Genomic DNA, 13,170 nt, shown 5'->3' with positions numbered 1-13,170 from the left:
GCAAGGTACCGGTTCAGTGCGCCAACCGGCGGCGAAATCGACATGTCGTTGTCGTTCAGGATCACCAGCAACGGGATGTCCTCACACACACCGGCGTTGTTCAGCGCCTCGAATGCCTCGCCGGCGGTCATCGCCCCATCGCCGATCACGGCGATCGCATACCGATCTTCGCCCTTGAGTTGGCTGGCAATGGCCATGCCCAGCGCCGCCGAGATTGACGTGCTCGAATGGGCAGTGCCAAATGTGTCGTACTCCGATTCGCAACGGCGCGGAAAGCCTGAGATGCCGCCAAGTTGGCGCAACGTGCTCATCTGGTCCCGCCGTCCGGTCAGGATCTTGTGCGGATAGGTCTGGTGGCCGACGTCCCAAACGATCCGGTCCGCCGGCGTATCGAACACGTAATGCAGCGCAATCGTCAGCTCGACCGTGCCGAGGTTCGATGACAGGTGGCCGCCTGTCTGCGATACGCTGTCGAGCACGAAGGCACGCAGCTCATCGGCCAGTGGCTGCAACTGCCGGCGTTCTAGGCGCCGCAAAGCGGCGGGGTCATCGATGGTTTTCAGCAAGTCGTACATCGTCGTTCCATTCCAGACAATCCTGCGGCGCACGCGCCGACGCTCCTGGCCAATGTGTCCTCGCGCTGCACGTCACCGGCCGCCAGGCGAGCCGCCGCTGCGATCGCGGGCGCCACGCCCGCCGCCGGCGCGTCAACTCAATTCATGCGCTCCACCACTAGGTCAGCGATTTGCGCAAGCCGCAGCCCACGCTCGCCCAGCGGCGCGAGCGCCGCATGCGCGTCGCGTCGCAGCTGTGCCGCAAGCTCCCGCGACGCCTGCAGCCCGATGATCGACACGTAGGTCGGTTTGTCGTTGGCCGCATCCTTACCAGCTGTCTTGCCAAGCGTGGCCGAGTCGGCCGTCACGTCTAGGATGTCATCGACCACCTGGAACGCCAGGCCCACCGCCTTCGCATACGCATCGAGCCCGGCCTCGATGTCGGCCGACAGCCCGTCACCGCACAGCGCTCCCATCTTGACCGCCGCGCGCAGCAGCGCGCCGGTCTTCATCCGATGCATCGTCTCCAACTGCGTCCGCGACAATCGCGTGCCCACGCTCGCCAGGTCGATCGCCTGCCCGCCCGCCATACCGAGCGAGCCGCTCGCGCAAGCGAGTTCGCGCATCAACGCGGCCTGCCGGTGCGCCTCAAGCGCGTCCGAGGCAAGCGCGATGAACGCCTGCGATTGCAGCGCGTCGCCGACGAGCAACCCTGTCGCCTCATCGTACTGCACGTGCACCGTCGGCTTGCCACGACGCATGTCATCGTCGTCCATCGACGGCAAATCGTCGTGAACCAGTGAGTACACGTGAATCAACTCAAGCGCGCAGGCCGCCGCGTCGAGGCGCTGGCCAGGCGCGCCCAGCGCCTGGCCAGCTGCGTGGCACAACATCGGGCGCACACGCTTGCCGCCGCCCAGCACCGCATAGCGCATCGCCTGATGCAGCCGCATCGGCTCGACGTCCGCCGGCGGCAGCACCGCCGAGAGTGCCACCTCGGTTCGCGTCAGCACGTCACGTACCCATTCGTCAAACGCCGTGGCGCTCATGCACATTCTCCGTCGTCAATCGCTGGATCGATGGGCTTGAGCGTCTCGCCATCGAGTACACGAACCTGTTGCTCGACTTTCTCAAGTTGCTGTTGGCAATATGCAACAAGGGCTGCACCGCGACGATATGCCGCAAGCGACGCTTCGAGGCTCAACGCGCCCCCTTCCATTCGCTCGACCAGGGATTCGAGTTCGCCAAGCGCTGTTTCGTAATTGTCCGGCAATGGGACATCTGCCCCGTCAGGGGCTTGGGAAGCGGTGTTGGGCATCATGCACATGTGTTCTGGCAAGTCGCCTATTTTACGGCAAACGCCGTCTGACCGGCAGCGAATGCGACCTTGGCGTGCTGCGCGCCGCCTACACCGAGCCGAAAAATATACTCCGATGACCGGATTCGCGTCATAAATGCGATCCGGATCAAAGATTTAGATACCCCCATTTGCCCGGATTGAGTATAATTCTTGGTTCCCCTAAATCGATTTTTCGATGGTTGGGTTGTTCACTGCTTTCACGTCTGCACGGGAGTGGGAATGTCCAATCTGAGCAATGCTCTGCAGCTTAAGTCTATTCACAGCCAGCTGCCTGTTTCAGCTTATTTCGACGAAGCGCTCCTCGCACGCGAGCTCGACGTCCTGTTCAAACGCGGTCCACGCTACATCGGCCATGAGTTGATGGTGCCGGAAGCGGGGGACTATTTCGCGCTGCCTGCAGAGAATGAGGGCCGCATACTGGTGCGCAATCCACACGGTCGTATCGAACTGCTATCGAACGTATGCCGGCACCGGCAGGCCGTTATGCTCAACGGTCGCGGGCATGTCGAGAACATCGTCTGCCCGCTGCACCGCTGGACATACGATCTAAGCGGCGAGTTGCTCGGCGCGCCACACTTTCCGGATAATCCGTGCCTGAACTTGGGTGCTACGCCACTGCAGTCCTGGCACGGCATGCTGTTCGAGCACAACGGCCGGGACATCGCACGCGATCTCGCGCGCCTGGGTCCGGCGAGCCACTTCGACTTTTCCGGGTACCTGTACGACCACACCGAAATCCACGAGTGCAACTACAACTGGAAGACGTTCATCGAGGTCTATCTCGAAGACTATCACGTCGTCCCGTTCCATCCTGGACTCGGTAGTTTCGTCTCGTGCGATGATCTGCGATGGGAATTTGGCGACTGGTACAGCGTGCAGACAGTCGGTGTACACAGCGCACTCGCGAATCCAGGTTCGCCGACATACCGCAAGTGGCACGACCAGTTGCTGAAGTTCCGCAACGGCGCGCCACCGGATTTCGGTGCGATCTGGATGGTGTACTACCCGAACGTGATGATCGAATGGTATCCGCACGTGCTCATCGTGTCGTATCTGATCCCGCGCGGCGTGCAACGCACGACAAACATCGTCGAATTCTACTATCCAGAGGAAGTGGCGTTGTTCGAGCGCGAGATGGTCGAAGCCGAGCGCGCGGCCTATCTGGAGACCGCCGTCGAGGACGACGAGATCGCCGAGCGAATGGATGCCGGACGCCGCGCGCTGCTCGCCCGCGGCGAATCCCAGGTGGGCCCATACCAAAGCCCGATGGAAGACGGCATGCAGCATTTCCACGAGTTCCTGCGCCGCGAGCTCGGCACGATTTGACACGTGCCTGCGATCAGTCGAAAGCCGGGTTAGGGTCCTAATGCTGTTCAGTTAAGGTCCCGAGTCAGGTACTGAAGGTATAGCGAAAAGATCTGGACTTGACGGCCCGAGTGCCACTGCGCCCGGGCCGTTTTTCGTTGGGAAGCTGCTTGAGCCGTTCACGCATGCGCACTATCTGATCGCCGGGCTCGCCGCTGAGCGCCTCCCAACGCGTATTACGGCCCACTCGCTCATGCGTGGCCGAGGATGAGCCGAAATGCTTGCGGTTGAGCGCACTGTCGGTCGTGCGCAGCGTGGTGCCGTCCATCGCGAACAGCCAGAGCCCTTTGAAGAGATATTGCGCTTGATCCTGGGCAACCCAGTTCCTAGCCGATTCACGAAAAAACCACGCCAGGGGCGCCGCCCCCGTGCGCTGCCGCGCCTGGGCGATGGCGCGCTTGCTGACAAATGACATATCAGCGCAGGTAGCGCCAGTTCCAGCCCGTCAACAATCTCGCTGATTGACGGGTGCCGGTACAACGCCAGCGCGACCACCCGCCCTCCCCCCTGCTGGGCCGGCAAACGACGGCGGCGAACGCTGGCACTACCGCTGCTCTGGACTGCTCGCTCAATCCATTCGTAGGGCAGAGGCTGGCCCAGCCGGTTCCATTCAAACGGCGGCTGGGATTCGATAAGAGGGCGAAGGTCGTCGGCTAGCATGGCGACGAAAGTTAACATCGCCTCGCCTCATGTACAACGGGTTTGTAGCCACTCAAAAAAATGCCATTCAGTCGCTTAACTGAACGGCATTAAGGCTGGGGTCCGGCTTTTTTGTTTAGACTAGGGCTAGTTCGCCTAGGTCGATGTCATGACCGCCTCGCCAGGAGATTCGCCATGCCGCAGCATCGCTACACCACGCTGATTTCCGTCGGGAATCTGGCCACCCGGCTCGCCACACCCGGCGTGACCACGCTCATCTTCGACTGCCGTTTCGATCTGGCCGACACGTCGGCCGGCGCGGCCGCGTATGACGCTGCGCATATCCCGGGGGCACAGTACCTGGATATCGACCGCGACCTGTCCGGACCGAAGACCGGCACCAACGGGCGCCATCCATTGCCTGAACGCGACACGCTCGCCCGCCGGCTCGCGCAGCGGGGCTTGAGCCGCGGCCTACAGGTGGTCGTCTACGACGCGCAAAGCGGCATGTTCGCCGCACGGCTGTGGTGGCTGCTGCGCTGGTTAGGCCACGAGGAGGTGGCGTTGCTCGATGGCGGGCTGCAGGCGTGGCAGGCCGCCGGCCAGCCGTTGGACAACGCGATACCGGCCATCACCGCCGGCTCATTCACGCCATCACAGCCGTTGTCGATCAGTATCGACGTCCATGGCGTGCAGCAACAGATGCGCACGGCCGCGTGCCGGATGCTCGATGCCCGGGCGCCGGACCGCTATCGTGGCGAGAACGAGACGATCGACCCGGTCGCCGGCCACATCCCAGGCGCCCGTCATCGCTTCTTCAAAGACAACCTCGCCGCCGACGGCCGTTTCAAGCCCGCCCACACGTTGCGCGACGAAATGTGTGCAGTGCTCGGTGATACCGCACCGGAGCGCACGATTCTGTACTGCGGCTCCGGCGTCACCGCATGCCACAATGCGCTCGCGATGGAAATTGCCGGATTGCACGGCGCAGCACTGTACGCCGGGTCCTGGAGCGAATGGGTGGCGGACCCGGCCAGGCCTGTTACCACCGGCGCGCAGCCCTGACTGGCCAACGGCTCAGTGCAGTTTGACCCGCGGCCGCGTGGTGCGCCGCAGCCCGTGCGCGAGCGTGTCGAGTAGCATCCGGCCATAGCCATGCAATGCGGCGATATGCATCCGATACAGCAATTGATACATGAATCGTGCAAAGAGCCCCTCGACGAATAGGCTCTTGCCGATCAGGCCGCCCATTAGATTGCCAATCGCATTGTGGCCTAGCGAAACGAGAGAGCCTAAGTCGCGATACGTATAGGTGGGCAACGCGCGCCCGTCCAGCCGCGCGCGCAATGCATTGAACAAGAAATTCGCTTGCTGGTGCGCCGCCTGGGCGCGGGGCGGCACCGTCCGCTTGGCCTCGGGCCACGGGCAGGCGGCGCAATCGCCAAGCGCAAAAATGTCGTCGTCGCTCGTGGTTTGCAACGTCGAGCGCACGACCAGTTGCCACAGTTTGTTGACGGCCAGCCCGTCGAGTAGCGCGAGCACTGGCGGCGCCTTGATGCCGGCCGCCCACACGGTCAAATCGGCGCGCAACACGTTTCCGCTACCCGTGACAACCTCGCCGACGCGCACTTCTGATACCGCTTCACCGGTGATCACCGAGACGTTGAGCCGGCGCAGCAGCGCCGCCGTCGCAGCTGAAACGCGTTCCGGCAACGCCGGCAGGATCCGTGGACCGGCCTCGATCAATACGATTCCGATGTCGGTGACAGGATGGAGTTTGTGCAAGCCATACGCGGCCAGTACGTGCGCCGTGTTGCGCAGTTCCGCCGATAACTCGACGCCGGTCGCCCCACCACCAACGATCGCGATCTGGATTCGCGGGCCGCCCGTGCCGCCGTGGGTCGGGCCAGCCGCGCCGTCATAGGCCGAATCAGCCGTGCCGCCGTGGGCCAGGCTGGCAGCACTGCTGGGCAGCGGCCCCTGCCCCCGGGTTTGCGGGTGCGGCGCGGCGCTCCTCGGTGCACCATCGGCCGCCACGTCCGCGCTGGACAGCGGCCGCTGCGCGCGCATGCAGGCGGCGATCAGGCGACGCCGAAAGCGCTCAGCCTGCGCGACCGTATCGAGCGCGATCGCATGTTGCGCGGCGCCGGTTACGCCAAAGAAATGCGTGGTACTGCCAATCGCGATCACCAGCGTGTCGTAGGCGAGCGTGCGCTCGGGCAGCAGTTCGATGCCCTCCTCGTCGCGCACCGCGCTCACGCGAATTGTCTTGGCGACGCGACTCAACCCGAGCAACTCGCCCTGCTGGAATTCGAAACCGTGCCAGCGCGCCTGCGCCGCATATTCGATTTGGTGCGTGAACGGATCCATGCTGCCGGCCGCCACCTCGTGTAACAGCGGCTTCCAGATGTGCGTCGGGTAGCGATCCACGAGTACCACGCTGACACGCTGCGGCGCGCGCCGCGACCCGAACCGATCGCCGAGCCGCGTGGCAAGTTCCAATCCGCCGGCGCCGCCGCCGACCACAATGATCCGATGCATCCCGATCTCCCCTCGTTAACCGTCACCCGCGTTCCGCTGTCAACGCCGGACCACCCGGCGTCAATGCGCTTCCTCCCAGTTGGCGCCCGTGCCCAATTCGGCGACTAGCGGCACCTTGAGCTGGGCGACCGAACACATCAGTTCGGGCACCTTGGCGCGGATGATCTCCAATTCATCGTCGGGCACCTCCAGCACCAGTTCGTCGTGAACCTGCATGATCAATCGCGACTTCACGCGCGCGCGCTCGATCCAATCCTGCACGGTGATCATCGACAGCTTGATCAAATCGGCCGCGGTCCCTTGCATCGGCGCGTTAATCGCGGCGCGCTCGGCGGCCTGACGGCGCGGACCATTGCCGCCGTTGATCTCCGGCAGCCACAGCCGGCGACCAAACACGGTCTGGACGAAACCGCACGACTTCGCCTCCATCCGCGTCTCGTCCATATACCGCGCGACCCCCGGGTAACGAGCAAAATAGCGGTCAATATAGAGTTTGGCCGCGTCGCGCGCAATGCCCAGATTCGATGCAAGGCCAAACGCGCTCATCCCATAGATCAAGCCGAAATTGATGACTTTTGCGATGCGCCGCTGCTCGCTCGTGACCTCCTGCCGCGTCACGCCAAAGATTTCCGACGCGGTCGCGCGGTGCACATCTTCGCCGTGCTCGAAGGCTGCCATCAGCGACGCGTCGCCCGAGATGTGCGCCATGATGCGCAGCTCGATCTGCGAGTAGTCGGCCGAGACGATGCTGCTGCCCGGCGGCGCGATGAACGCTTCGCGGATGCGCCGCCCTTCCGGCGTGCGAACCGGGATGTTCTGCAGATTCGGATCATTAGACGCAAGCCGCCCGGTCACGGCCACCGCCTGGGCATAGTTGGTATGCACGCGGCCGGTGTCCGGGTTGATCATCTTCGGCAGCTTGTCCGTATAGGTCGACTTAAGCTTGGTCAACGCACGGTAGTCGAGCAACACCTTCGGCAGCGGATAGTCCTCGGCAAGCTTCTGCAATACGTCCTCGTCGGTGGACGGCGCGCCTGACGGGGTCTTCTTGACCACCGGCAACTGCAACTGCTGGAAGAAGATCTCGCCGATCTGCTTCGGCGAATTTAAATTGAACTCGCCGCCAGCTAGTGCGTACGCCTCGGCCTGCAACTCCAGCATCCGGATGCCAAGCTCGTTGCTCTGCGCAACGAGCCGGTCCTTATCGATCAGCACGCCGTTGCGCTCGATGATCTGCAGCACGCGCGCCGTCGGCAGCTCGATTGATCGATAAACGTAATCTAACCCTTTCTCGACCTGGATCTGCGGATACAGCACTTGATGCAACCGCAACGTGATGTCGGCATCCTCGGCGGAATATTCGGTGGCCACGTCCACCGAGACCTCGTCGAAGCCGATTTGCGCCGCGCCCTTGCCGGCGACGTCCTCGTACTTGATCGTCTTTACGCCGAGGTGCCGCGTCGCAAGATTGTCCATGTCGTGCGGACGGTGTGATTCGAGCACATACGATTCGAGCAGCGTGTCATGCTCAATGCCGGCCAGCGTGATGCCATGATTCGCCAAGACCTGTGCATCATACTTTAGATGCTGGCCCACCTTCTTGTGCGCGGGGCTCTCCAGCCACGGCTTGAGCCGCGCGAGCACCTCGTCGCGCGGCAGTTGCACCGGCTGATCCGGCCCGCGGTGCGCGAGCGGGACATAGGCGGCGCGCCCGGGCTCAGTCGCAAACGATACGCCGACAATACGCGCGCGCATCGGGTCCAGCGACGTAGTCTCGGTGTCAAACGACGTGAGGGGCGCCGCCTCGATCACCGCCAGCCACCGCTCGAACTGCTCCCATGCGTTGACGGTTTCGTACTGCCGCTCGATGTCGGTTGCCGGCGCCGGCTCGACCGCGCCCGGGCCGAGCGCGACCCCACCGTCGGCCGTGGCCGTGAACGTGTCGGGCCCGGTTTCGCTGTCAAGCTCACGCAACCACGTCTTGAAGCCGTGCCGCAAATAAATGTCGCGCAATTCATCCTTGGCTTCTGCCCGTGCCTGCAGCGACGCGGCGATGGACTGCACTTGCGGGGACAGGTCGCATTCGGTATGCACGGTGACGAGTCGGCGCGCGGTGGGCAGGAACGCGAGCGCACGACGCAGGTTGTCGCCGACCGCGCCCTTGATATCGTTCGCGTGCTCGATGATGCCGTCCAGCGTCTGATACTGCGCAAGCCATTTGAGCGCGGTCTTCGGTCCGCACTTGTCCACGCCCGGCACGTTGTCGACGGTATCGCCGATCAACGTCAGATAGTCGACGATACGCTCGGGGGGCACGCCGAACTTCGCGATCACGCCGTCGCGATCGAGCCGCTCGTTGGTCATCGTATTGATTAGCGTGACGCGCTCGTTCACCAGTTGCGCGAGGTCCTTGTCGCCCGTGGACACCACCACGTTCATGCCGGCCTGTGCGGCGCGCACCGCCAGCGTGCCGATCACGTCGTCGGCCTCCACGCGCTCGATCATCAACAGCGGCCAGCCGAGCGCGCGCACCGCGACGTGGATCGGCTCGATCTGTCGGGCCAAGTCCTCGGGCATCGGCGGACGATGCGCCTTGTAGTCCGCATACCAATCATCGCGAAACGTCTTGCCCTTGGCATCGAACACGCACGCGCTATACTCTGCGGGAATGTCGCGACGCAATCGCCTCATCATGTTGATGAGACCGTACAGCGCACCGGTCGGGCCACCGTCCGGCCCGCGCAAATCCGGCATCGCATGGTAGGCCCGGTATAAATAGCTCGAACCATCGACCAATAGCAGGGTCTTGCCTTCGAGGTTTCGATTTTCAAGCATTATGACCAAGAGAAAAGTGATTCCGAGTCTGCGTTCACTCGCAGATCAAGAGCGCGCGACAGCCAAGAAGGCCCGCGCATCGTGGCAGATGTTCACGATTATGGCAGAGTTTATCGAGGCGACCGAGTACCTGTCGGAAATCCGCCCGGCCGTCAGCCTCTACGGCTCTGCCCGGCTCAAGCCGAACTCGCCGTACTACAAGCTCGCCACGCAGATTGCCCGCAAGCTGTCTGATGCCGGCTTTGCAGTGATCTCCGGCGGCGGCCCCGGCATCATGGAAGCCGCCAACAAAGGCGCGCACGCGGGCAAGGCGCCTTCGGTCGGGCTGAACATCGAGTTGCCGCATGAGCAAAGCGGCAACCCGTACCAGGACATCTCGCTGCGCTTCAGGCATTTCTTCACCCGCAAGGTTACGTTTGTGAAAAATTCCGACGCGGTGATCGTGATGCCAGGCGGCTTCGGCACGCTCGACGAGCTCGCGGAAGTGTTGACCCTGATCCAAACGAAAAAATCGCGCCATGTGCCGATCATCCTGGTCGGTTCCACGTTTTGGAAAGGTCTGCTGGACTGGTTCCGCGACTCGCTTGAGCCAATGGGACTGATCGGCCCGCACGACGTCGAGTTGATGCAGGTGATTGACGAGCCGGACCAGGTACTCGAGGCTGTGCTCGCGTTCTATGAGGAGCGGGCGCCGGCCGAGGGCGCTCAGCCCCCGGCTAAAAGTGACGAAGATCGAATGTTTTACCTGTAGGCCGTTACTGGAGCGTGACGTCAGCAAAGCTGCGCAGCTTGAAGATGCATTGCTTTTTACAATCAGTGAGTTACAGGAATTCCTCTAACTTGCTGCTCATTGCTTAAGCACCCTCAGACGCGGGTTTGAAGGGCGTTTTTGAATCAAGTTAGACACGAGGATGGACCAATTCGGCCGTACCGCACACGCGTAGCTCTGGAGTACGCTAAGCTTGCCTATTTCGCGCTGGTCGTCCGCTGCGACGGCGAAATTAGGGTCGTTCTCCTCGGTAAGGTGGGCAGGGTCGGCCGTTCAACTAGACTTTTTCGCCAGTCGTCCGAGAATCCGAATGTTGGCGCTGGTTTGGGTTCGGAAAAACTGTGAACGCCGCGACATTCGGCGCGAGGAATCAATTCGCCTCCCCGTTCGCATCCATCGCCCACCGACGCGCGTTCTTCAGGGCCTTCTTCCAATCGACTTGAGGTTATATCGTTTCCTCAGGGATGGCTTTTACGGGTCGCTCCGACTTGAGATGGCCGTGTGCAATTTACATCACGGCTGGTGCTTGCCGCAATCCACTGTCTCTGGTCTCACCGCGCACACGTAACTTTGAAGCGCGCGGAGCTTCTTTTCAAGCTGTGGACATTAAAGCCGCGTATCGGATGTTGAACTGCCTTAATACAGAGTGAAAGATGGAAAAAATCAAGACCCGGCCATGGGATTCGGCCGAGCATCTGAAGAAGATATCGCCGAATATTTTGAGGCATGCCTTCTAGAAGGCGGCGATGATCCGACATTCATTGTCCAAGCACTTGGCGTGATTGCCCGCGCGCGCGGTATGACACAAGTTGCCCGCGATGCGCGGCCTGACACGGGAGGGTCTGTATAAGGGCTTTGATGAGCCGATCGCCACAACCCACTCTGCGCGCCGCCTCCGTTAAGATGGCTCATGCCTGAGCCATGGCAAGTTCCACCATCGAACACTGTCTAGGATGCGTGCACGGGCCGCCTCAGAGAAACGATTGGCCTCCATAAATTCGATGACCTGAGCCTTGGCGAATAGCAATTTGCGATCGTTAATGGTCACGAACACAGAATATGTATCAAGCCCGGTGAGCAGACGCAATAACGCTGCTTCACCCCTGCCATTGATTAAAGCCAACCCTTGCGGCCATACTCGCTGCGACAGCGCCTCATCCAGATAACGAACACTAGACAGCAAGCCAAGCGCCGCCCCCTCACGCTGCGCCGCTGGCACACGCGCCAAATGGCGCTCGAGCAAGGCCAACTCCTGTGCATGTTGGTCAAGCGGCAACGCCTTGATTGCCGCCACAGGCAGACGGCGAAATGCGATTCCCCACTGCTCGTCTGGCAGCGATAAAGCTAAGTCGCGCATTTGCGCGTAGCGCACAGGCTGCTCCGTTTTAGGCAAGACCCATATGCTGTCCGCCAACGAGCCAACTGCCTTACCCTGATAAGAGGGGGGGAGGCGTAGAGCCTGTTCACACAAAAACGCATACTGTGCGGATTTACTTGGGTGTGCCCTATCCGAATGCAAATGCCCCAGTAGCCCGACCAAGACCGAAATCAGCTCCGCTTGCTGGGACACGTTCAGCGACGGCAGCCGCGCCAAGAGCGCCTGATAACGCTCGATGAACTCCGGTGAGCCGATGTTGAAATCGATCAACCCAATCGCCAGTGCCGGCCAGACATTGTCCTGCTCGGGCTCGCGCTGTGCCACTAAAGCGTGAGCGAAGTCAAATACTTCAAGGCGCTGAGACCAAGGCAAATAACGAAACATCAGCATCAGCGCCTTTTGTATTTGCAACCCATGCTTCGGAATGCGCTGCGCGGCTGCGAACAATCGCTTAAACGCCTCGCCTTGCTCGGCTTCCGGCAACGCTTGCAGACGCTGGCGCAACGCGTCAAGCGGCTCGACGTGCTGCACCGGATCGGCGAGCGTGCCATCCATCTCATTGAGCAGCTGGTTGACTGACGCGAGACTTACGGCTTGGTTGGCTCGCTGCCAGTAGCTGTAGACTAACCGCCTGGTTTGCATCGCATGATACGTACGACGATCGACTGCTGAAAAATTTCTCACGTCTTGAACGGGCACATAGTCACCGATTTGCTGAATCAGCTCGGACGGCAGGTCATGATATGTCGTGGGCCGGCTGGTCAATGGGTTCGCCAGCTCACCGCTTGCCGGTTTCAGTGTCGGCGGGGTGGCCGACGCGGCAGGCTGCGGACACGACTCCAATGCACAAACGTAGGCTGGGTAGTCGTTCAAAGCGGCATTTAGATCAAAATCCATTCACAAGCTCGGCAAAAAGTGAGACACACGCAGCGTAAAGCGCTGCTGCGCAGGCTTCCCCGTTCGCGAGATGGTTAAACGGGGTGGATTGAAGCGACCAAAAGTCTGACGCAACAAGCTAGCAACGCGAAACACTAACCGACTAACCGAAACAAACACACGTGTCAACTCGTGTTAAGGGCTCTGATGAGCCGATCGCCACAACCCACTCTGCGCGCCGCCTCCGTTAAGATGGCTCATGCCTGAGCCATGGCAAGTTCCACCATCGAACACTGTCTAGGATGCGTGCACGGGCCGCCTCAGAGAAACGATTGGCCTCCATAAATTCGATGACCTGAGCCTTGGCGAATAGCAATTTGCGATCGTTAATGGTCACGAACACAGAATATGTATCAAGCCCGGTGAGCAGACGCAATAACGCTGCTTCACCCCTGCCATTGATTAAAGCCAACCCTTGCGGCCATACTCGCTGCGACAGCGCCTCATCCAGATAACGAACACTAGACAGCAAGCCGAGCGCCGCCCCCTCACGCTGCGCCGCTGGCACACGCGCCAAATGGCGTTCGAACAAGGCCAATTCCTGTGCATGTTGATCAAGCGGCAACGCCTCAATTCCCGCCGTAGGCAAATGGCGCAATGCGATTCCCCACTGCTCGTCTGGCAACGATAAAGCTAAGTCGCGCATTTGCGCGTAGCGCACAGGCTGCTCCGTTTTAGGCAAGACCCATGTGCTGACCGCCAACGCGCCAACTGCCACACCCTGATAAGAGGCTGATCTTTACCCACATCTCGGCGTGGCGCGGCTTGTAAGCTGGCGCGCCCGATGTTAACT

General features: G+C 61.4%; 11 protein-coding genes and 2 pseudogenes. 4 read left to right on the top strand and 9 right to left on the bottom strand.

The annotated features are described in order from the left end of the window. The 3 genes from KPG66_RS04100 to KPG66_RS04090 all read right to left on the bottom strand — a co-directional run. Positions 1-575, bottom strand: a 575-nt coding sequence (locus tag KPG66_RS04100; RefSeq protein WP_237070078.1) for a 1-deoxy-D-xylulose-5-phosphate synthase N-terminal domain-containing protein, incomplete at its 3' end; no start/stop codon positions are given. Positions 576-712: 137 nt separating this feature from the next. Further along, on the bottom strand, positions 713-1,609 hold the full coding sequence (locus KPG66_RS04095) for a polyprenyl synthetase family protein (RefSeq protein WP_237070077.1): 897 nt from the start codon (positions 1,607-1,609) through the stop codon (positions 713-715). Further along, entirely contained in the window at positions 1,600-1,872 is a 273-nt protein-coding gene (locus KPG66_RS04090) for an exodeoxyribonuclease VII small subunit (protein ID WP_041754141.1), read from the bottom strand. Before KPG66_RS04090 ends, KPG66_RS04095 begins: the two co-directional genes overlap by 10 nt. A 261-nt stretch (positions 1,873-2,133) precedes the next feature. Between KPG66_RS04090 and KPG66_RS04085 the strand changes: the two genes are divergently transcribed. Beyond that, the gene (locus tag KPG66_RS04085) at positions 2,134-3,240 is read left to right on the top strand and encodes an aromatic ring-hydroxylating oxygenase subunit alpha (protein ID WP_041753239.1); all 1,107 of its coding nucleotides are present in this window, start codon (positions 2,134-2,136) and stop codon (positions 3,238-3,240) included. A gap of 64 nt (positions 3,241-3,304) precedes the next feature. On the opposite strand, the gene KPG66_RS04080 is transcribed toward KPG66_RS04085, so the two are convergent. Both KPG66_RS04080 and KPG66_RS04075 read right to left on the bottom strand, forming a co-directional pair. Beyond that, positions 3,305-3,694, bottom strand: coding sequence for a transposase (locus tag KPG66_RS04080; RefSeq protein WP_013434731.1), 390 nt, complete (start codon positions 3,692-3,694; stop codon positions 3,305-3,307). A gap of 62 nt (positions 3,695-3,756) precedes the next feature. Continuing rightward, positions 3,757-3,939: pseudogene (locus KPG66_RS04075) on the bottom strand (transposase domain-containing protein); the annotation flags it as partial. Positions 3,940-4,113: 174 nt separating this feature from the next. On the opposite strand from KPG66_RS04075, the gene KPG66_RS04070 reads away from it, so the two are divergent. After that, positions 4,114-4,983 carry a sulfurtransferase gene (locus tag KPG66_RS04070; protein ID WP_237070076.1) on the top strand — a complete coding sequence of 290 codons (870 nt, stop codon included), beginning with the start codon at positions 4,114-4,116 and terminating at the stop codon, positions 4,981-4,983. A 12-nt stretch (positions 4,984-4,995) separates the two neighbouring features. Here KPG66_RS04070 and KPG66_RS04065 read toward each other — a convergent pair whose 3' ends face one another. After that, positions 4,996-6,459: an NAD(P)/FAD-dependent oxidoreductase gene (locus tag KPG66_RS04065; protein ID WP_237070075.1), complete on the bottom strand. Its 1,464-nt coding sequence runs from the start codon at positions 6,457-6,459 to the stop codon at positions 4,996-4,998. 60 nt (positions 6,460-6,519) lie between these two features. Then, the gene (polA, locus tag KPG66_RS04060; RefSeq protein WP_237070074.1) at positions 6,520-9,294 is read right to left on the bottom strand and encodes a DNA polymerase I; all 2,775 of its coding nucleotides are present in this window, start codon (positions 9,292-9,294) and stop codon (positions 6,520-6,522) included. A gap of 1 nt (position 9,295) precedes the next feature. Here polA and KPG66_RS04055 point away from each other — a divergent pair, with 1 nt between their 5' ends. Both KPG66_RS04055 and KPG66_RS04050 read left to right on the top strand, forming a co-directional pair. Next, positions 9,296-10,045, top strand: coding sequence for a TIGR00730 family Rossman fold protein (locus KPG66_RS04055; RefSeq protein WP_041753233.1), 750 nt, complete (start codon positions 9,296-9,298; stop codon positions 10,043-10,045). A gap of 671 nt (positions 10,046-10,716) precedes the next feature. After that, positions 10,717-10,914 (top strand): annotated as a pseudogene (locus KPG66_RS04050) (addiction module antidote protein); the annotation flags it as partial. Positions 10,915-10,961: 47 nt separating this feature from the next. On the opposite strand, the gene KPG66_RS04045 reads toward KPG66_RS04050, so the two are convergent. Both KPG66_RS04045 and KPG66_RS04040 read right to left on the bottom strand, forming a co-directional pair. Next, positions 10,962-12,338 carry a hypothetical protein gene (locus tag KPG66_RS04045; RefSeq protein ID WP_237070073.1) on the bottom strand — a complete coding sequence of 459 codons (1,377 nt, stop codon included), beginning with the start codon at positions 12,336-12,338 and terminating at the stop codon, positions 10,962-10,964. Between the two features lie 226 nt (positions 12,339-12,564). Continuing rightward, on the bottom strand, positions 12,565-13,038 hold the full coding sequence (locus KPG66_RS04040) for a hypothetical protein (RefSeq protein WP_237070072.1): 474 nt from the start codon (positions 13,036-13,038) through the stop codon (positions 12,565-12,567). Positions 13,039-13,170 lie beyond the last annotated feature (132 nt).

Source organism: Mycetohabitans sp. B2, assembly GCF_021733735.1.
Lineage (GTDB): Bacteria > Pseudomonadota > Gammaproteobacteria > Burkholderiales > Burkholderiaceae > Mycetohabitans > Mycetohabitans rhizoxinica.
Note: the sequence above shows the minus strand (reverse complement) of the source record. Positions and strands in the feature narration are given on the sequence as shown.